The following is a 20905-nucleotide window of genomic DNA, read 5'->3' as shown; positions in this document are numbered from 1 at the left end:
CTAAAAATAGACTTTCGACTTTCGACTATATGACCTTAACACATACATATGAAAGTAACACAACATATAGAAAAAGCCAACGGTAAAACTCTTTTTTCATTCGAAATTTTACCCCCTTTAAAAGGACAAAATATCCAATCTATCTTTGATAGTATTGATCCGTTAATGGAATTCAATCCGCCATTTATTGATGTTACCTATCATCGAGAAGAATACGAATTTAAAGAATTACCAAGTGGCTTACTGCAAAAGAAAATTGTTAAAAAAAGGCCTGGTACAGTAGGTATTTGCGCAGGTATTCAAAATAAATATGAAGTAGATGCTATTCCTCATGTTTTGTGTGGAGGCTTTACCAAAGAAGATACGGAGAATTTATTAATTGATTTGGATTTTTTAGGAATTGACAATGTGGTGGCTTTAAGAGGCGATGCTTTAAAGAATGAAATCTATTTTAAACCAGAAAAAGAAGGGAATGCCTATGCTTCTGATTTGGTAAAACAAATTTCAAATCTCAATAAAGGGGTCTATTTAGATGAGGATTTGCAAAATTCTTCCTGTACTAATTTTTGTATTGGAGTGGCTGGATATCCTGAAAAGCATATGGAAGCGCCTAGTATGGATAGCGATTTGCATTTTTTAAAGCAAAAGATAAAAAATGGAGCCGATTACATTATTACTCAGATGTTTTTTGATAATCAAAAGTTTTTTGACTTTGTCGAGAAATGTAGAAAAGCAGGAATTACGGTTCCTATTATTCCTGGATTAAAGCCTATTGCGACAAAAAAGCAACTCAATTTAATTCCGCATCGTTTTAAAGTTGATTTGCCTGATGATTTAATTATGGAAGTGGTAAAGGCAAAAGATAATGATGCTGTTAAACAAATTGGTATTGAATGGTGTTTGCAACAAAGTAAAGAATTAATTCAAGCTGGAATTCCTGTATTGCATTATTACTCAATGGGTAAAGCAGAAAATATCAAAGCAATCGCTTCTGAAATTTTTTAGAAATGGCTAAAATGTTGTATTTCATCGATTAAAAGTATGTTTTTTTAGATGAAATGCACTTTTTTTTCATTTTTACGAATTTTTCACTTTTTTGCATCGTCTCTCTTGATGATATTGAATAATTTTTAAAAAAACAGATTAAAATATAAATTATATTTATCAATAATGTTAAAATGTTGCTTCAAAAACCTTGTTTTTTGGTGTTTTTCATAGGATTTTCATAATGTGAATTTGGTAGATACATTCGAATGTTATACTTTCGTAACGTAATAAATCACAAGACATTATGAAAAAAATTGTATTAATCCTGTTATTTTCTTTAGCATGCCAATTGAATTATGCTAACTCAAATGATCCACTTTTAAATAAAGCTAAAGAATTGAGTTCAAAAGAAAATTATTCTGAAGCAATTTCAGTTTATAATCAATATTTAAGTAAGACTGAAGATAAAAACTTAAAGAATGTATATGTAGACATTGCAAATTGTTATTACAAGTTAAATGATAAGGATGAAGCTGTGAATTATATTAAAAAAGCAATCACTAACTATGGTTTTTCTGAAGAAGATTTTATTTATAATGAAACTTTAGATACTGAATTGTCTAAATATGCTCTAGCTATTGTTTATGATGATTTAGATACCTTACACAATAAGTATATAGCCTCTTTAAACTAAATAAAACAAAACCCAATCAAATGGTTACAACTTTGAATTAGTAGTTGTAACCATTTTTTTATGGATTTAATTCGTTGATAATCAATTTTTTTCCATTTAACGATTATTTGTTTCTATAGAACGAAAAAAAAGAATACTTATCAAATTTTACCACATTTTTGTTTTCAAATTACCAGTTTTATTAACTATTACTATTTTTATGAAAACAAAAGCAATATTCATTCTGTTTCTTTTTTTTGTAGCGAATTTAAGTTTTTCAAATACCATTTTTTCAGTTCAATTAGCTAAAGCTGAAGTTTTTAAAAAAGAACAAAAATTTACTAAAGCTATCAATTGTTATCTAAAAGCCATTCGATCTGTACAAAATGACGATGCAATGGTGAAAGAAGTGTATTTTGATATTGCGGATTGTTTTTACAAATCGGGAAAAGAAAATATGGCTGTAAAAGTATTAAAGTTTTCAATTTATCGCTTTGGAGCCGTAAAGCAAGATTTACTGGATACAAATAAATTAGAAGACCAATTGGTTGATTCCTTATTTGAAGTAATTGGTGATAAATACGATTCGTATAGAAATAAATACGTTTCTAAATTTGATAAAAAAGAAAAACTATTAGCTGAAGTTGCTTCTGAAACTAAAACTTCTTAATTGTTATACGGTTTTATTGTTTGACGTTTTTTCTCTAAAGATTTGCTCTAAGTTTTTGTTTTTTAAGCTTAACTGTAGAATCTTTAATTCTTTTTCTTTTGCAAAATCAAACAATAAAGGACGCATGTCGGTTTCTGATTCAAAAGTTAATTCAAATGAAGTTGGTGTTACTACAACAAGCTGTATTAAATTAGTAAAAATTGCAAAATCTTCTTTTTGTAGCATTTGATCAAACTCAATACTTACCGTTTGATGTAATTGTTCTTTAACCAAATGTTTTAAATTTTTGTCTTCTACTATTTTGCCTTGATTGATAATGATAACTCGTTCGCAAATGGCTTCCACTTCTTGCATAATGTGAGTTGATAAAAATACCGTTTTATCTTTACCAATGTTTTTAATTAATGCTCTTATTTCCACTAACTGATTTGGGTCTAAACCTGTTGTAGGTTCGTCTAAAATTAAAACTTCCGGATCGTGTAACAAAGCGCAAGCTAAACCAACTCTTTGTCGGTAACCTTTTGAAAGTTGACTTATTTTTTTGTCACTTTCAGGTGTTAAACCAGTTAATATAATTACTTCGTCTATTCTTTTTTTAGAAACATGGTAAACGTCTGCATTGAAACTTAAATATTCTCTAACATATAAATCTAAATATAGCGGATTGTGTTCAGGAAGATAACCAACAGATTTTTGTACAGATTTAGTTTCGGTTTGAATATCAAATCCATTTACTTTTCCTGTTCCTTCTTCAGCACTTAAATAAGTAGTTAAGATTTTCATTAATGTTGATTTACCAGCTCCATTTGGGCCTAAGAAACCCACGATTTCTCCTTTTTTTATTGAAAAGGATATTTGATCTAATGCTTTTTGATCTCCATAACTCTTGGAAATATTAACTACTTCAATAGACATACCATATAAGTTTTAGCAAAAATAAAGTTTTTTACTCAAAATATTTTTTTTTGAAAAAGTATTTTGGAAAGTTTTTTTTTATATATTAGCTACTTCAAAATAGAGCAACTAATGTTAGCAACAACAACATTTTATTTTAACAATTCTTTTTATTATTTCTGGAGAGAGATAAGGGATTGTTATGCTATACATTAATTTAAAATAAATTATACAATATAAGATACAATCCCGATGAAAATCGGGATTTTTTTGTTTATAACCATTATGGATTTAAAAATTGCAATACAAGGAATAAAGGGGTCTTTTCATCATCAGGTAGCCCAACAATACTTTGGAGAATCAATTCTTTTGGAGGAATGTGATTCTTTTAATGAAGTAGTACGTGCTCTAAAAACGAACCGTTCTGAGAAAGCGGTTATGGCAATTGAAAATTCTATCGCAGGATCTATTTTGCCTAACTATGCTTTAATTGATAAGAATAACTTGCATATTATTGGTGAATATTATTTAGATATACATATGAATTTAATGGCTTTGAAAGGGCAAAAAATGGAGGACATTAAAGAAGTGCATTCGCATCCTATTGCCTTGCTGCAATGTGAAGTTTTTTTTAGTCAATATCCACATATTAAATTAGTAGAAAGTAGTGATACAGCTGAAACAGCACATCGTATTCAAAAACATAACTTAAAAGGAATTGCTGCTGTTGCAGCTCCTATTGCTGCACAAATGTACGATTTGGAAATTTTAGCAGCTGGAATACATACGATAAAAAGTAACAAAACACGATTTGTTGTTGTCAAAACAAGAAATAAAGAATTGCCTAAAGAAGAAATCAATAAAGCATCCTTGAAATTTGAATTAGATGACACTCCAGGAAGTTTAGCTACTGTTTTGAACGTAATGAATAATTGTAAATTGAATTTAACTAAGATTCAATCACTACCAATCATAGAAACTCCTTTTCAATATGCATTTTTCGTGGACGTTATTTTTGAAAAATACAAGCATTATGAAAAAGCCAAAAGATTATTAGAAATTATGACAACTCATTTTAAAGTTTTAGGTGAATACAAACAAGGTATGCCATGATCACAACAGCCAATAGATTAAACACAGTGGAAGAGTACTACTTTTCTAAAAAACTGAAAGAAGTAAATCAATTAATCATAGAGGGTAAGCCAGTGATTAATATGGGAATTGGAAGTCCTGATTTAGCGCCACATCCAACCGTTATAAATGCCATTCAAGAGGCGCTTCTGGAACCAAATGCACATATGTATCAGAGTTATCAAGGGCTGCCAGATTTACGAAAAGGATTTTGCGATTACTATGTTAATAATTTCAACGTTAGTATTGATGCTACTTCTGAAATTTTACCATTAATGGGATCCAAAGAAGGGATTATGCACATCGCAATGGCTTTTTTAAACGAAGGTGATGGTGTTTTAATACCAAATCCAGGATATCCAACCTATCAATCGGTTTGTAATTTGTTAGGAGCCAAAACGCTGTTATATGATTTAGCAGAGGAAAATCATTGGTATCCTAATTTTGAAGCTTTAGAAAAACAAGATTTGTCGAAAGTAAAATTAATGTGGGTGTGTTATCCTCATATGCCAACAGGAGCTCAAGCGAGTTTGGAATTGTTTGAACAATTAATTGCTTTTGGTAAAAAGCATCACATTTTAATTGTAAATGATAATCCGTACAGTTCTATTTTAAATGATACTCCTTTGTCAATTCTTCAAGTAAATGGAGCAAAAGATATTGCAATTGAGTTGAATTCGTTAAGTAAAACTTATAATATGGCAGGTTGGAGAGTAGGTATGGTCATTGGGAATTCGGAAAACATAGCTTCTGTGTTAAAGGTGAAAAGTAATATGGATAGTGGAATGTTTTTTGGTATTCAAAAAGGAGCTATAGAAGCTTTAAAATTAGGGAATGAATGGTTCGAAAGTTTGAATGAACAATATAAAAGAAGGAGGGAGCTTGTTTATGTATTGTGTGAAAAATTAGGAGTAGTTGTGAATAAAAGACAAGTAGGTATGTTTGTTTGGGCAAAATTACCCCAATCTTCTTCATCTGAATTATTTATAGACGAGTTATTGTATGAAAAAAGTCTTTTTGTTACTCCAGGGACTATTTTTGGATCACAAGGTGAAGGCTATATTCGTTTTTCTTTGTGCGTTAAAGAAGAAAAAATTAAAGAAGCTATAAGTAGGTTGTAATGGAAATAGGAGTTGAAAAAATTGTTGTTATTGGGCTCGGATTGATTGGAGGTTCTTTTGCTTTAGATATTAAAGATAAAAGGCCTAATACATTAATTGTGGGTATAGATACTAATTCAGAACATCTTTTAAAAGCGAAAGAATTAGGAGTTATTGACATTGAAGGAACACAAGAAGACATACAAGAAGCAGATTGGGTGATAGTTGCTGTTCCTGTAGATAAAAGTATGAATGTTTTGGTCGATGTTTTAAATAAAATTAATTCAACTGCAATCGTTTTTGATGTGGGTTCTACAAAAAGTCAAATTTGTGAAGCGGTTAAAAATCATCAAAATAGAAGAAACTTTATAGCTGCTCATCCCATTGCTGGAACTGAATTTTCTGGTCCTCAGGCCGCTTTGAAAGGGTTGTTTGTAGAGCGTACCAATATTATTTGCGAAGTAGAAAAAACAGCCTTTGTTTTTCAAGAGAAAGCATTAGAGTTGTTTAAGCAAATTGGCATGAGAATTCGATATATGGATCCTATTTCTCATGACAAACACATCGCTTATATGTCACACTTATCGCATATTAGTTCTTTTATGTTGGGTAAAACCGTCATAGAAGAAGAAAAAAATGAGCGGGATATTTTTGATATGGCTGGTAGTGGTTTTGAAAGTACGGTTCGTTTGGCAAAAAGCTCACCAGCTATGTGGACACCCATTTTTAAGCAAAATAAAAATCATGTTATCAAATCATTGTCAGAATACATTGCAAATCTGAATAGTTTTAAGGAGCTATTAGAGCAAGAAAAATTTGAAGAAGTATTTACCACATTAGAAGAAACCAATAGAATAAAACAAATATTAAAATAAATTGAGTGGAGTATTAGTAAGCTGATAGTTAACTCAAGAATTAAGTGAAATTATGGAAAATAAAAAAGAATTAAGAACATGGTTAGAGGATTTTAAATTAGATCATCCTTTAGTAATTGCGGGACCATGTAGTGCAGAAACAGAAGATCAAGTTTTAAAAATTGCTCACGAATTGAAAGATTCTGATGTTTCTATTTTTAGAGCAGGAATTTGGAAACCAAGAACTCGACCAGGAGGTTTTGAAGGAGTGGGAGCCATTGGTTTGAAATGGTTGCAAAAAGCTAAAGCAGAAACGGGTTTATTGCTAGCGACCGAAGTTGCCACTGCTGCACATGTTAAATTAGCGCTTGAGCACGACATCGACGTCTTGTGGATTGGTGCTAGAACAACGGTAAACCCTTTTGCAGTTCAAGAAGTGGCCGATGCTTTAGAGGGAACGGATAAAATTGTGTTGTTAAAAAACCCAGTTAACCCAGATTTAGCGCTTTGGATTGGAGGACTAGAACGATTGCATAATGCGAATATTAAAAAATTAGGTGTTATTCACAGAGGTTTTTCTACCTATGATAAAACGAAATACAGAAACAATCCAGAATGGCAAATTGCTATCGAATTACAAAATAGATTTCCAGATTTACCACTTATATGCGATCCATCTCATATTACGGGTAAGAGAGACATGATTCAGGAAGTTTCCCAACAAGCATTAGATTTGAATTATGACGGCTTAATCATCGAAACGCATGTAGATCCTGATAATGCTTGGAGCGATGCAGCACAACAAGTTACTCCAGATACTTTAAAGCAAATTTTTACCGATTTAAGAGTTAGAAAAGTTACTGATGATGAAAGTGAATTCAATCAAAAAATGGCGCAATTAAGAGCACAAATTGATGAATTTGACGGAAAATTACTTGAAATATTAGGTAATAGAATGAAAGTTGCGGATAAAATTGGTTCCCTTAAAAAAGAAAAGAATGTAGCCATTCTTCAGAATAAACGATGGAATGAAATTTTAGGTAAAATGATTTTAGAAGGGGAAGAAAAGGGATTAAGTAATGAATTTGTAATGCAAATGTTTAAAGCAATACATCAGGAAAGTATCCAACATCAAGAAAAGATTGTAAATAAATAAAATTATTTTTTTTGGCATAATAGTTGTATTATTGAGCCAAATAAGTATTAACTAAAAAATTTTTAAAAATGAACAAAATTATTTTATTAGCGGTCTTTCTTGTTGGCTTTATGTCAAATGCACAAACAGACAAAATTTACAAACACAGTGGAGAAGTTGTGGAAGGTAAAGTAAAAAAAGTGGAAGAGTATACAATTGTATTTGTGTATAACGGTGAAGAAGCTGAAAACACAATTGGGAAGTATGCAATTGAAAGAATTGTATATGGTTCAAGTGGTCGTGAAGAAGAAGTAACAGAAAAAATTGTTATCAACAGTGAGAAAGATTGGGAAAAAGTAGTTATTCTTGAAGATAAAGCATATATCGCAGGATTAAAAAAAGCTGGTGAAGTAAGAGGAAAAACAGGATTAATTAATTTTCAAACAGGAAATACTGGAGATAAAAAAGCAGAAAAAAAATTAAAAATGGATGCAGCGGCTCAAGGTTGTGCATTTATTTTGTTAACTGCTGATAAAACAACCGTTGGAGCAAATTCTAATGCTTTAGGAGGTTCACAAGCAATTAAAAAAGGAATTGCATATAAATATTAATACGTTTTTCAAATTATATATTTAAAAGCTACTTTTTTAAGTAGCTTTTTTTATCTTAAATTGTTTTTAATTAATACTATATTTGTAAAAAGACAATAAAGTGAATACGTTATAAGAAATAAGGCGTCTTACTTTCAATTTCTAATTTTTTGCATGACAGGAATCGTTTATAAATCTACAGGTAGTTGGTATACCATAAAAAAAGAAGATGGTAGTTTTTTAGAATGCCGTATCAAGGGTAAATTCCGTATCAAAGGGATAAAAAGTACCAATCCAATAGCGGTAGGTGATATGGTAGATTACCATATAGAAAACTCAACAGATGAAACTACTGGAGTAATTACAGCTATTCATGAACGTAAAAATTATATTGTAAGGAAATCAGTAAATCTCTCCAAACAAACGCATATTATTGCCGCAAATATTGATGTGGTATTTTTACTAGTCACCATTAATAATCCACCTACGACGACTAGTTTTATTGATCGATTTTTAGTTACAGCTGAAGCCTATGGGATTGAAGCAGTGCTTGTATTTAACAAAATTGATACTTTTGACGATACTGCTTTAGATGACCAATTATTTTTGCAATATACATATGAAAGCATTGGGTATAAGTGTTTACGAGTTTCTGCTAAAGAAAATAAAGGAATTGAAGCACTGAAACAACTGATGCTAAATAAGGTTTCTATGTTTTCGGGTCACTCAGGTGTTGGAAAATCTACTTTGGTCAACGCAATTGAACCTTCACTTAATTTAAAAACAAAACAAATATCAGAATCGCACTCTCAAGGGCAACATACCACGACTTTTGCAGAAATGTTTGATTTGTCCTTTGGAGCTCAAATTATTGATACTCCTGGAATTAGAGGTTTTGGAGTAGTTGATATGGAAAAACAAGAAATAGGAGACTATTTTCCTGAATTTTTTGCCTTAAAAGAAAACTGCAAGTTTAATAACTGTTTGCATAAAGAAGAACCACATTGTGCAGTTAAAGAAGCTTTAGAAAAAGATGAAGTTTCTTGGACACGTTATAAAAGTTATTTACAGATTTTAGAAGGAGATGATGAAAACTACAGAGCAGACGAATATGCTGAGGAAAGAAAGGCTAGTGACGAAACTAGAAAATCATAAGAATAAGTATGAAAATAGTAATTCAAAGAGTTGCTGAGGCATCTGTAGTTATTGCTAAAAAAACAGTTGCGAATATAAACAAAGGATTAGTAATTCTTGTAGGTATTGAAGCTGAAGATACATCAGAAGACATACAATGGCTTACATCAAAGATTGTAAATCTTCGAATTTTTCCCGATGAAAATGAGGTAATGAACTTATCCGTAAAAGATATGGATGGAGAAATTATTGTGGTGAGTCAATTTACATTACATGCTTCCACTAAAAAAGGAAATAGGCCTAGTTACATTAAAGCGGCTAGACCCGAAATTGCTATTCCATTGTATACCCATTTTATTGACAGATTGACTTTAGATTTTGGTAAACCCATTCAAACGGGTCATTTTGGAGCAGATATGAAAATAAGTTTAATAAACGATGGTCCAGTTACCATAATTATGGATAGTAAAAATAAAGAATAGTCATGAAAGTGAAAGTGTTGTTTTTCTTATTGGTAAGTATCAATCTGTTTTCTCAAGACAATTGGAATATACTATTAATTCCAAAAGAATTAAAAGAAAAAGCCAATAGTGTGGTACGATATCAAAACATTGATATTGAAATTGTATCTCAAAAAAATTATAAATTAAAAACTAAAAAAGTAATTACAGTTTTAAATGAGTATGGTTTAAGGAATATAGATGCGCGTGAATTTTTTAGTAATTCTGAGAAAATAAATACTATTGAAGCTAGTATTTATGATGCTTTTGGAAAAGAGATTAAAAAAATAAAGCGAAAAGATTTTATAGATCAAAGTGTGGCAGATGGGTATTCCATTTTATCAGATAACCGTGTTTTGTATTTAGATTATACACCTACGCAATATCCTTTTACCATTGTTTATGAAAGTGAAAAGCAAAGTATAAACACCGCTTTCCTTCCTTCTTGGTACGTAATAGATGATTATTTTGAAAGTATTCAAAAATCAGAATTTACTATTAAATTTCCTGAGGACATCGGCTTTAAATATAAAGAACATAATTTTAGTCAATATGATATCTTAAAGCAAGAAAAAGCCAATTCGTTGCATTATTCCATTGAAAATTTATCAGCTTTGAAACCAGAGGATTATTCACCCGCTTTTGAAAATATTGTACCCAATGTTATTTTCGGCTTAGAAAAATTCTCATTAGAAGGTGTGGTTGGTGTTGGTAATACTTGGGAAGAATTTGGGAAAGTTTATTATGATGAACTTATTAATTCAAATACTGAGATAAGTCCTGAAACGATTCAAACCATTACAACCTTGACTCAAGGTGTAAAAGATCCCATTGAAAAAGCAAAAATTATATATAAATATGTACAAAGTAAAACGAGATATGTAAGTATCCAATTAGGAATAGGAGGATGGAAGCCAATGTTAGCAAAAGATGTTGATCGATTAGGATATGGCGACTGCAAGGCTTTGTCTAATTATACGCGAGTACTGCTAGATAATGTTGGAGTAGCCTCTTATTATACCGTAATTTATGGAGATACTAATCGAAAAGATTTAGATAAAGATTTTGTTTCTTATCAAGGGAATCATGTAATCTTAACGATTCCTTCAGAAAAGAAAAATTATTTTTTAGAATGTACAAGTCAAACTAATCCTTTTGCATTTGGTGGGGATTTTACAGATAATAGATTTGCTCTAATGATAAAACCTGAAGGAGGATTTATTGTAAAAACTAATGAATTTACACCCTTGGATAGTTATCAAAAAACCATTGGAAAATATTCCATAGACAAAGATGGGAATTTGAAAGCCAGTGCTCAAATTAAATCTGGTGGAATTCAATATGATAGAAGAGCTTATTTGTCAAGAGTAAACAATGAAAAAGAGTTGCATAAAGCCTACAAAAATAGATGGAATTGGATTAGTAATTTAAATATTCAAAACATTGATATAAAGGAAAATAGAGAGACGATAGAATTAGTAGAAAATTTTTCTTTTTCAGCTGAAAATTATTGTAATAAAGCAGGTAACAGCGTATATTTTACATTAAATGTTTTTAATAAGAATGAAAATATTCCAGATAAGTATAGAAATAGGAAAAATGATTTTGAAATAGTTAGAGGCTATTATGATTCAGATGAAATTGAAATTACACTACCAAATGATTTCGAAATAGAATTTTTACCAGAACAAATTGATCTTACTACAGAATTTGGAACCTATTCAATGTCTATCGAAAAAAAAGCAAATAATCTGTTGTATTATAAGAGAGATTTAACCATTTATAGTGGCGACTTTCCAAAAGATAGTTATGAAGCCTATCGAAAATTTAGAGAACAAATTGCTAAAAATGATAATTTAAAATTGGTATTAATAAAAAAATAGAACAATGAATTTTAAAAAAAGATACATTACTTTTTTATTCGCTTTTTTCTGTTATATGGGGAATGCACAAAAATATGAATTGGGAAATGTAACAATTGAAGAATTAAAAGAAACAAAGCATCCTATTGATTCATCAGCTTCTGCAGCTATCATTTTTAAAACAGGCAAAACAGACTTCAACATAAATAATGATGGAGAATGGAAAGTTACAACGGAAGTGAATTATAAAATTAAGTTTTATAAAAAAGAAGGCTTTGAATATGCCACACATTCCATTCCTTATTTTTCTGGAGGGTCTAGAAATGAAATAGTAAACTTTAAAAATGCTTATACGTACAATCTAGTCGATGGTAAAATTGAAAAGACAAAATTAAAATCGGATGGAGAATTTAAAGAAGAAATAAATGAAAAAGTTAAAGTAAAAAAGATTACAATGCCTCAAGTTAGAGAAGGGTCAATTGTCGAATTTACATATACTTTTACTACACCAAATATTACGACTATAGAGGATTGGTATTTTCAAGGAGATATACCTATGAACCATGTGGAGTATCGTGTTTTTATACCAGAATTTTTTAAATATAGAACCGTTTTAACGGGTTATGAAAAAGTGAATTCAACAAATGAGACAGTAACTTTAGGGCAGTTTTTAAAGCAAAAGTGTAGTTATACGATTGATAATGTACCTTCAATTAAGGAAGAGAATTATATTAATAATATTGATAATTATACAGCTATTTTAAAGTATGAATTGGCTTCTATTAGTTATCCAAACGAACCCATTAGAAACTTAGCAATTACTTGGGATGATGTGGTGAAAAGTATATATGATCATGAAGACTTTGGCAACGAATTAGAAAATAAATCCTATTTTGAAGATGATTTAAAAATTATATTAGAAGGACTAGCTTCAGATGAAGAAAAAATTAAGGCTATTTTTAATTTCGTAAAGAATAGAATGACTTGGAATGAATCCAATGGAGTAATCACAGATAAAGGCGTTAGAAAGGCATATAAAGAAAAAACTGGAAATGTGGCAGATATCAATTTGATGTTGACTGCCATGTTAAGATACGCAAATATTCAAGCCAATCCAGTTCTGTTAAGTACAAGAAGAAATGGGATTGCTTTATTTCCTAATAGAACAGCATTCAATTATGTAATAACAGGAGTAGAAGTAAAAAATGATGTACTGCTATTAGATGCAACAAATAAGAATGCGACAGTAGATTTACTACCTTTGAGAGCTGTAAACTGGAGCGGAAGAATTATCAGAGAAAGGGGAAGTTCAAACGAAATTAATTTATTAGATGTGCCTGTCTCAAAAGATAATGTAATTATTTTAGCAGAAATAAAAGAAGACGGTAAAGTAGAAGGGAAATTGAGAAGAGTATTAACTGATTATAATTCGTTTTTACATAGAGAAAATTATACAAATGCCAATGAAGATTCTTATTTAGAAAAATTAGAAAATAGATATAAAGGAATACGTATAGAAGAGTATAAAGTGGATAATTTGAAGGATTTAAGCAAACCTGTAATTGAACAATATGCTTTTCTACATGAGAATGATGTAGAAATAATTGGTAATAAAATATATATAAAGCCTTTGTTGTTTTTTACCTTGGATGAAAACCCTTTTAAATTAAATCAGAGAAAATATCCCGTCGATTTTCCTTTTCCTTTTAAAGATTCATACAATATTTCGATTAAAATTCCTGAAGGTTATGAAGTAGAATATTTACCAGAAGGGACGAGTATTGCTATGGAAAATAATTATGCGACATTTAAATATTTAGTTTCTGTTACTAATAATAACATACAATTAGTCGCTAATTTAGATGTTACTACTTTTTATGTTCCAGCTGAAGGTTATGAAGCATTAAAAGATTTTTTTAGATTGATTGTTGAAAAAGAAACCGATAAAATTATTTTAAAAACGAAAAATTAATTTAGATGAAAAAAAAGATTTACTATCTCTTTATATTTTTACTTTTTACAGTTGTAAATTTTGCTCAAAAAAACGAATTAGGAGAGGTTACAATAGAAGAATTAAAAGAAAAACAATATCCAACCGATCCTTCAGCTGAGGCTGCCATTTTGTTTGAGAAAGGGAAAACGTATTTTCAATATGATACCAATACAGGTTTCTATACATTAACTGAGGTAGAAACTAAAATTAAAGTGTATACAAAAGAGGGGTTTGAATGGGCTACAAAAATAGTTCCTTACTATATTGTAGGGAATGCAGAACAAAGAGTAACTTTTACCAAAGCGATTACTTATAATCTTGAAGAGGGAAAGATTGTAAAAACCAAATTAAAAAGCGATGGTGAATTTGACGAAAAAAAGAATAAATATTGGTCCTTAAAAAAAATTACAATGCCTAATGTTAAAGAAGGTTCCATCATAGAATATAAATATACCATAAAATCACCTAGTTATGGTATATTTCCTGTTTGGAAGTTTCAATACAAAATACCAGTAAGTTATTCTTCATTTGATACCTACATTCCTGAATACTTTGTATATAATAATCAGTTTAAAGGAAGTTATAACCCTGTTGTAGAAACAGATAGTAAAACGAAAACATTTTCAGGTAGATATACTGCTCAAAAAAACAATCCAGGAGGTTTTTCATTTGATAGAGAAAGTTATGAGATTGAATACAAAGAATATATGACATCTTATACCTTAAAAAATGTTCCTGCAATAAAAGAAGAAAAATATGTGAATAATATTGAAAATTATGTTTCTTCTTTGCATCATGAGTTGTCATCTGTACAAATGCCTAAACAAGCAATACAAAACTATTCAGTAGACTGGGAGTCTGTAGTGAAATCAATTATGGCAGATGAAGATTTTGGTAATGAATTGAAAAAGCAGGATTATTTTAAAAATGATATTGATAATTTACTAAAAGGGATTACTAGTCCAGACGAAAAAATTATTACCATTTTTGAATTTGTAAAAGCAAAAATGAATTGGAATAAATTTTACGGTTATTCTTGTGATGAAGGAGTAAAAAGTGCGTATAAGAATAAAGTAGGAAATGCAGCTGAAATTAATTTAATGTTAACCGCTATGTTAAAATATGCTGGTATTGAAGCTAATCCAGTATTAATTAGTACACGTTCAAATGGAATACCCGTTTTTCCAAATCGATCCGCCTTTAATTATGTAATATGTGGAGTCGAATTAAAAGAAAACGTAGTGCTATTAGATGCAACAAGTAAAATAGCTTTACCTGATATTTTACCTTTCAGAGATTTGAATTGGTTTGGTAGATTAATACGTGAAAATCAATCTTCTACGGTTGTAAATTTAATTCCAAAGATGAAATCCAATTCGAATACTATTTTGCTTTGTGAAATCAATGAAAATGCCAAGATCACAGGAAAATTAAGAAAACAGTTTTCAGACTATTATGCTTTTGAATTTAGAGATAAATACTTGAATGTAAATAAAGAGAATTATTTAGAAATCTTAGAAAATAAATTAGATGGGATTTCAATTAGTGATTACAAAATTGAAAATGACCAAGAATTGTATAAAAAAATAACAGAAACGTTTAGTTTTGAAGATCAAAAAAATGTAGAAAAAATTGGTGATAAATTATATTTTTCGCCACTTCTTTTTTTTCAAATGAAAGATAATCCATTTAAAATTGAAGACAGAAATTACCCAGTAGATTTTAATTTTCCTTTTAAAGATAGTTATGTTTTAAACATTAAAATACCAGATAACTATGAAGTAGAATTTTCACCTGAAGATACTAATTTGTTTATGGAGAATAATTATGGGGCCTTTACCTATAAAATTACACAAATGAATACTACTTTACAAATAGCGATAACTTTTGAAGTAAATACTCCAGCAGTGCCTTCAAAAGATTATAAAGGGTTAAAGAGTTTTTATAATATGATGTTAGAAAAGCAATCTGAAAAAATAATTCTTAAAAAGAAAATATAATGAATATAAGGAACGCTCAACAAGAAGTGGATGCTTGGATTAAAGAGCATGGAGTACGTTATTTTAATGAATTAACGAATATGGCGCAACTAACCGAAGAGGTAGGTGAGGTAGCTCGAATTATTGCGCGTAGATATGGTGAACAATCGGAAAAAGAATCTGATAAAAACAAAGATTTAGGAGAAGAACTAGCCGATGTCGTATTTGTTGTTTTATGCTTAGCTAATCAAACAGGAGTTGATTTACAAGCTGCTTTCGATAAAAAAATGAATTTAAAAGCGAAACGAGATCATGATCGTCATCATAACAACGAAAAACTGAAATAACTTCTTTGTTTTATGCCTAATTTTTTACAATTATTTGAGGTACTCATCTAAATTATGAATGCAACTTTAAAAAAAACAATTGTTCATCAACAAGCTACTATAAAAATTACAGGTTCAAAATCAGAAACAAATCGATTATTGCTTTTGAAAGCCTTATTTCCAAATATACATGTGGAAAATGTTTCTAATTCCGATGATTCTGAAGCCATGCAAAAAGCATTACAAGAAGAATCACAGTCTTCAGATATACGAATTGTTGATATTCATCATGCCGGTACAGCCATGCGTTTTCTTACCGCTTTTTTTGCTACCAAAGCGTCAAGTGATGTGATATTGACTGGTTCACCAAGAATGCAAGAACGACCTATTCAAATTTTGGTAGATGCTTTGCAACAACTCGGTGTGGAAATCACCTATGAGAAAAACATGGGATATCCTCCCATACGAATTAAAGGAAAAAAAATAACCGCTAATGAAGTTACGCTTAAAGCGGATATTAGTAGTCAATATATCTCTGCCTTGTTACTAGTTGGTCCTCAATTAGAAAATGGTTTGCAATTGAACTTAGTAGGAACTATTACTTCAATGCCTTATTTAAAAATGACATTAGCTTTATTGGATGAAATTGGAATAGCTACACATTTTGAAGGCAACTGTATTACTGTAAAACCTAAATTAGAGGTGCTTAACCAAGTAATAACGGTAGAAAGTGATTGGAGTTCTGCCTCCTATTGGTATTCTATAATGGCTTTGTCAGAAATAGGGACTCAAGTAACATTGTCCAGTTATAAAAAAAATAGTTTACAAGGTGATGCAGCCTTAGTTGAAATGTATCAAAAATTTGGAGTTGAAACAGTTTTTAATGCAAACCATTCTATTACCCTTTCTAAAATAAAACATGTAACAGATGAAGTAGTTACTTTTGAATTAAATAATTCTCCAGATATTGCTCAAACTATTGCAGTAACCTGTTTTGGTCTAGGAATGGGATGCGATTTATACGGTTTGCATACGTTAAAAATTAAAGAGACAGATCGTTTAGAGGCACTACAAACTGAATTGACAAAATTAGGAGCTGACATTTCTGTTACCAATGATTCCTTGCACTTGAAAGTTTCAAAGGGAAATCCTTCAGAAAATGTAAAAATTGCGACGTATCAAGATCATAGAATGGCCATGGCTTTTGCACCTTTAGCATTGAAAGTTCCTATTATTATTGAAGAAGCAGAAGTGGTAAGTAAATCCTATCCTGATTTTTGGAATGATTTAAAAAAAGTAGGATTTCTGATAGAACAAAATTAAAAATAAAAAAGTCGGGATGACTGGATTCGAACCAGCGACCCCTAGCACCCCATGCTAGTACGCTACCAGGCTGCGCTACATCCCGAACGCTGCAAATGTAAATAAATTTTATCGTTTTACAATTTGAATTTGATTTAAAATGGTTTGTACTTTATCTGAGGTAATCGATAATTGCAAACCATTTCTTAACTGTACCGAACCGCCATCTGACTTGTTATAGGCGGTAATGTATCTAACGTTTACAATGTATGACTTGTGGATTCTAACAAAATTAGGATTAGCACATAGAATATCTTCAAAATTTTTCAAATTTCTACTCACTACATATTTTACATCGTTAACACATTTAATTTCTGAATAGGCACCATCACCTTTAATAAACATAATATTTTCGGTTTCTAAAAATAGAATGCTATTTCCGCTTGGTACAGCTATGCGTTGTAATACATCCTGTTTTATAGTTTCTTTTAAAAGGGAATAATTTTTTTCGGTAGTTTTTTGCTTTTCAACACGTGAGATTGCATGAATTAACTCTTCTGGATTAATTGGTTTTAATAAATAATCGACAGCTGAAAATTTAAAAGCTTGTAAGGCATATTCATGATAGGCTGTGGTGAAAATAATTTTAAAATGAATTTCATTTTCATCGAAAAAATCTAAAAGTTCTAAACCGCTATGACCTGGCATTTCAATATCAAGCAACACAATATCAGGTTGGTGCTTGCGAATTGCTTTTACACCTTCAGGAAGGTTTTCGCACTCAGCTACAATCTCAATATTTTTACAATATTCATCAATTAGCAACGATAAATTTAAGCGCGCTCTCTTTTCATCATCAATTATGATTGCTTTCATATGTTTACAATAGGGATTATTATTTCTACTAATGTTCCAATAGGTTTGTTTTGTAGATTGTATTTGTCAATTATTTTTAAAGAGATGTTTTTATGATTGTATTCATTTAACAAATCGATACGATTTTGCAAAGCTTCTGTTGCAAAAGATTGATGTTTTTTATTTTTAATTTGATTCAATTCGTTACTTTTTTTTCTACCGATACCATTGTCATCTATACTAATATAAAGTTCATTATTTTGTATTTCAAATTGTAGTGTGACCTTTTTATCGCCTTGTTTGTGAAGCAAACCATGTTTTACAGCATTTTCTACATAAGGCTGTAACAGCATAGTAGGTATTTTTATGTTTTCCTGATCGATATTTTTAGCGACCTGTATCTCGTATTTAAAATTTTCATCAAAACGACCTTTTTCAATGTCTAGATACAGTTGGAGCGTTTTAATTTCCTCTGCAATAGAAACGAAATCTTTTTCTGTCATCTCTAAAATAGTTCGAGTTAAATTTGAAAACTTCGATAAATAATCAATAGCTAATTTTTTTTCATTAGATAAAATAAAGGATTGAAGGGTATTCAATGCATTATAAAAGAAATGAGGATTCATTTGCGATTTAATCGCTTTCAATTTGGATTGGTTCACATTTTTTTCAAGATTAATTTTGTCTAACAATAATTGGTTGCGTTTTTCTAGTTTCTTAATATTTTTTTGGTATAACCAAAATATAAAAGTAAGTACTGATAGAATAGCAATAATAATAAATGGAAGTTGGAGCCAAAAAGGACGATGGATAGTAAAATTAATTTTATGTGTATTTTTAGAATCTGAATTCAACATAAATTCTACTACATATTTACCGTGATTTAATGAATTAAGTACTAATTCTGGATTAAGAATGTCTGCTTTTTGCCATTTGGATTCATTAACTCGATACAATAAATCATGTTCTTCAAAAGGTGCTGTGGATAGAAAACGGTAATTAATTTGAATATTGTTTTCGTTATAATCAAGCTCATTCCAATTTGTTTTTTTGTAAAATGTGTTGTTTACTACTATAGAGTCTATAGCAAAATAAGGGGTAGAACGATGGTGTCTTTCTTCTTTTTTTATAATTAATCCACGATTGGTTGAAATATAATACGTATGCTTTTTTAGTAGTATGTCATTAATTTCTATGTTACTGCTTATGTGAAGAATTTGTTTTAATTTTTTGGAGACTAATTCATATTCGAAAATGTATTTGTTGGTAATTATATAAAGAAAACCATTTTTTAAAAAACTTTTTTCTACATTCTCTTTTGAAATACTATTTGGGAATTCGATTTCTGAAATGGTATTGTTTTTAATTTCAAATACTACTAAATCTCCGTTACATGCATATAATTTTCCGTTTTTAAAGGAAAGTTTTGTGATGTTCAAGGAGTTATTTTTAAATTTTAATTCAGAAAGTAGTCCGTTTAATCCAATAAAGTACAAACCATTATTAGTTGCAAAATAGATTTTTTTATGAATGCTGTCATATACGGTAGACTTACCTTTTGCATTAAAAATAATGTTGTTGTAAGAGGTGTTTTTTAAACGTATAAAAGCATCATACACAAAATCCCAATCACTGTTTTGAGTTGGATTAGTTCTAAAAATACCACACGAGCTGCTGGCAGCAAAAGCAATATAATTTGAATCCACGCTACAAACACTTTTAACCGCAACAGGTAATTCTTGAGTAAGCTCTAATTTAGAATTTAGAATTCCAAATTTGGAAGAAGTGAAAAACAATTCATCACTGTAGGTGTTATAAAAAAGTTGACCCATTTGATGATTGTCTTTACCAACATACGCTGTTTTTAATTGGTCCTCTTGTAAACTAAGAATTTTATCATTTTTAGTACCAATGAAAAGTTGATCATTTTTAAAACACATTGCAGTAAGACTTTCTTGTGAACTCACCAATTGTGTGTTAAAATCTTCAATAAAATACAAACCATCGGTTAGAGTGGCAATCCAATAATTGTTTTTCTTGGTTTTATAGATATAAGAAATATTTGTGTTTTTAAAAAAAAGCTTTTTTATTTCGGTTTCACAATCCATTTCAATAATTCCAGTGGTGGTACAAAGCCAGTTTTTTTCATTGCACCAACTTAAATTTTGTATAATGGTATTTTCAAGAGGTAACTCTTTTCGAATGAATACACCTTTGTTAAAAATGTAATAATAGTTTGAAAATTTGGAACCAATATAAAGACCGTTTTTTGTTTGCTCAACGAGTATAGAGGTAAAATGGGTTAAGAAATCCTTTGGGTACGGAATCTCTTGCTGAATGTGGTCATTTTCAATCACCATTAATTGGTTGGTAAAAACATAAATCCTGTTGTCATTAAAAAAAACAGAACGTATATCTTTAGTGTTGATTACTATTTTTTTCTTAAAATGTAACGTTTCTAAATCATAAACATCTATGGCGTCTTGATTTACAATGTATAATTGGGTTTTAAGGATGCCAAATTTAAAATACCCAATCGATTTATGTTGGTTCAGTTTGTGTAACTGATTGTTTTCTACATAGTATAAATACCCATCAAAATTTTCATACCAAATTCTTCCAAAAGCATCTTGTTGAATACAAGAGCCCGCTTTTGATGTCATACCCTCGAGACTGAAATAGTGAAAAGTATATCCGTTAAACTGACACAATCCTTTATCAGTTGCAAACCACATATAATTTTCCTTGTCTTGAAAAATATCATACACACTATTGGTTAACAGTCCTTGTGATTTGTCAATAGTATTGAAATACGGATTTTGACCCAAAAGAACTTGGGTGATGAATATTAAAAATAAAGTGTAGCCGTATTTCAATTTCAGATTTTTTTCAAATGTAAGTATATATTGAATAATGTAAA

18 protein-coding genes and 1 tRNA gene are annotated in these 20905 nt (G+C 30.0%); 15 read left to right on the top strand and 4 right to left on the bottom strand.

Translation table 11 applies throughout. The features are described 5' to 3' along the window. Positions 1–48: 48 nt before the first annotated feature. The 3 genes from metF (at position 49) to NHF47_RS00450 (ending at position 2330) form a co-directional block, all read left to right on the top strand. Positions 49–1005 carry a methylenetetrahydrofolate reductase [NAD(P)H] gene (gene metF, locus NHF47_RS00460; RefSeq protein ID WP_252763073.1) on the top strand — a complete coding sequence of 319 codons (957 nt, stop codon included), beginning with the start codon at positions 49–51 and terminating at the stop codon, positions 1003–1005. Positions 1006–1291: 286 nt separating this feature from the next. Then, on the top strand, positions 1292–1681 hold the full coding sequence (locus tag NHF47_RS00455; protein ID WP_252763072.1) for a tol-pal system YbgF family protein: 390 nt from the start codon (positions 1292–1294) through the stop codon (positions 1679–1681). A gap of 199 nt (positions 1682–1880) precedes the next feature. Beyond that, a complete protein-coding gene (locus NHF47_RS00450) occupies positions 1881–2330 on the top strand; it encodes a hypothetical protein (RefSeq protein ID WP_252763071.1) in 450 nt (149 codons plus the stop codon). Positions 2331–2333: 3 nt separating this feature from the next. Here NHF47_RS00450 and gldA read toward each other — a convergent pair whose 3' ends face one another. Next, positions 2334–3245, bottom strand: a complete 912-nt coding sequence (gene gldA / locus NHF47_RS00445; protein ID WP_252763070.1) for a gliding motility-associated ABC transporter ATP-binding subunit GldA — start codon at positions 3243–3245, stop codon at positions 2334–2336. Positions 3246–3509: 264 nt separating this feature from the next. Between gldA and NHF47_RS00440 the strand changes: the two genes are divergently transcribed. The 12 genes from NHF47_RS00440 (at position 3510) to aroA (ending at position 17151) form a co-directional block, all read left to right on the top strand. Beyond that, a complete protein-coding gene (locus NHF47_RS00440; protein ID WP_252766043.1) occupies positions 3510–4337 on the top strand; it encodes a prephenate dehydratase in 828 nt (275 codons plus the stop codon). Continuing rightward, positions 4334–5476: a pyridoxal phosphate-dependent aminotransferase gene (locus NHF47_RS00435; RefSeq protein WP_252763069.1), complete on the top strand. Its 1143-nt coding sequence runs from the start codon at positions 4334–4336 to the stop codon at positions 5474–5476. The genes NHF47_RS00440 and NHF47_RS00435 overlap by 4 nt, the downstream gene beginning before the upstream one ends. Continuing rightward, positions 5476–6330 carry a prephenate dehydrogenase gene (locus NHF47_RS00430; protein WP_252763068.1) on the top strand — a complete coding sequence of 285 codons (855 nt, stop codon included), beginning with the start codon at positions 5476–5478 and terminating at the stop codon, positions 6328–6330. The genes NHF47_RS00435 and NHF47_RS00430 overlap by 1 nt, the downstream gene beginning before the upstream one ends. Positions 6331–6382: 52 nt before the next feature. Beyond that, positions 6383–7465, top strand: coding sequence for a bifunctional 3-deoxy-7-phosphoheptulonate synthase/chorismate mutase type II (locus tag NHF47_RS00425; RefSeq protein WP_252763067.1), 1083 nt, complete (start codon positions 6383–6385; stop codon positions 7463–7465). A 68-nt stretch (positions 7466–7533) separates the two neighbouring features. Then, positions 7534–8055 carry a hypothetical protein gene (locus NHF47_RS00420; protein ID WP_252763066.1) on the top strand — a complete coding sequence of 174 codons (522 nt, stop codon included), beginning with the start codon at positions 7534–7536 and terminating at the stop codon, positions 8053–8055. Between the two features lie 153 nt (positions 8056–8208). Further along, on the top strand, positions 8209–9189 hold the full coding sequence (gene rsgA, locus NHF47_RS00415) for a ribosome small subunit-dependent GTPase A (protein ID WP_252763065.1): 981 nt from the start codon (positions 8209–8211) through the stop codon (positions 9187–9189). 8 nt (positions 9190–9197) lie between these two features. Continuing rightward, positions 9198–9650 (top strand): D-aminoacyl-tRNA deacylase, encoded by a 453-nt coding sequence (dtd, locus tag NHF47_RS00410; protein WP_252763064.1) that lies wholly within the window; start codon positions 9198–9200, stop codon positions 9648–9650. 2 nt (positions 9651–9652) lie between these two features. Continuing rightward, positions 9653–11551 (top strand): DUF3857 domain-containing protein, encoded by a 1899-nt coding sequence (locus NHF47_RS00405; RefSeq protein ID WP_252763063.1) that lies wholly within the window; start codon positions 9653–9655, stop codon positions 11549–11551. Between the two features lie 4 nt (positions 11552–11555). Next, positions 11556–13502 (top strand): DUF3857 domain-containing protein, encoded by a 1947-nt coding sequence (locus NHF47_RS00400; protein WP_252763062.1) that lies wholly within the window; start codon positions 11556–11558, stop codon positions 13500–13502. Between the two features lie 5 nt (positions 13503–13507). Further along, the gene (locus tag NHF47_RS00395) at positions 13508–15523 is read left to right on the top strand and encodes a DUF3857 domain-containing protein (RefSeq protein ID WP_252763061.1); all 2016 of its coding nucleotides are present in this window, start codon (positions 13508–13510) and stop codon (positions 15521–15523) included. Further along, positions 15523–15849, top strand: a complete 327-nt coding sequence (locus tag NHF47_RS00390; RefSeq protein WP_252763060.1) for a nucleotide pyrophosphohydrolase — start codon at positions 15523–15525, stop codon at positions 15847–15849. Before NHF47_RS00395 ends, NHF47_RS00390 begins: the two co-directional genes overlap by 1 nt. Positions 15850–15903: 54 nt before the next feature. After that, the gene (aroA, locus tag NHF47_RS00385) at positions 15904–17151 is read left to right on the top strand and encodes a 3-phosphoshikimate 1-carboxyvinyltransferase (RefSeq protein ID WP_252763059.1); all 1248 of its coding nucleotides are present in this window, start codon (positions 15904–15906) and stop codon (positions 17149–17151) included. A gap of 11 nt (positions 17152–17162) precedes the next feature. Here the strand turns inward: aroA and NHF47_RS00380 are convergent. The 3 genes from NHF47_RS00380 to NHF47_RS00370 form a co-directional block, all read right to left on the bottom strand. After that, positions 17163–17236: transfer RNA gene (locus NHF47_RS00380), tRNA-Pro, on the bottom strand. Between the two features lie 23 nt (positions 17237–17259). Then, positions 17260–18006 carry a LytTR family DNA-binding domain-containing protein gene (locus tag NHF47_RS00375; RefSeq protein WP_252763058.1) on the bottom strand — a complete coding sequence of 249 codons (747 nt, stop codon included), beginning with the start codon at positions 18004–18006 and terminating at the stop codon, positions 17260–17262. Further along, positions 18003–20861 carry a histidine kinase gene (locus NHF47_RS00370; protein ID WP_252763057.1) on the bottom strand — a complete coding sequence of 953 codons (2859 nt, stop codon included), beginning with the start codon at positions 20859–20861 and terminating at the stop codon, positions 18003–18005. The genes NHF47_RS00375 and NHF47_RS00370 overlap by 4 nt, the downstream gene beginning before the upstream one ends. Positions 20862–20905: the final 44 nt, after the last annotated feature.

It is taken from the genome of Flavobacterium sp. NRK F7 (assembly GCF_024054195.1).
Lineage (GTDB): Bacteria > Bacteroidota > Bacteroidia > Flavobacteriales > Flavobacteriaceae > Flavobacterium.
Note: the sequence above shows the minus strand (reverse complement) of the source record. Positions and strands in the feature narration are given on the sequence as shown.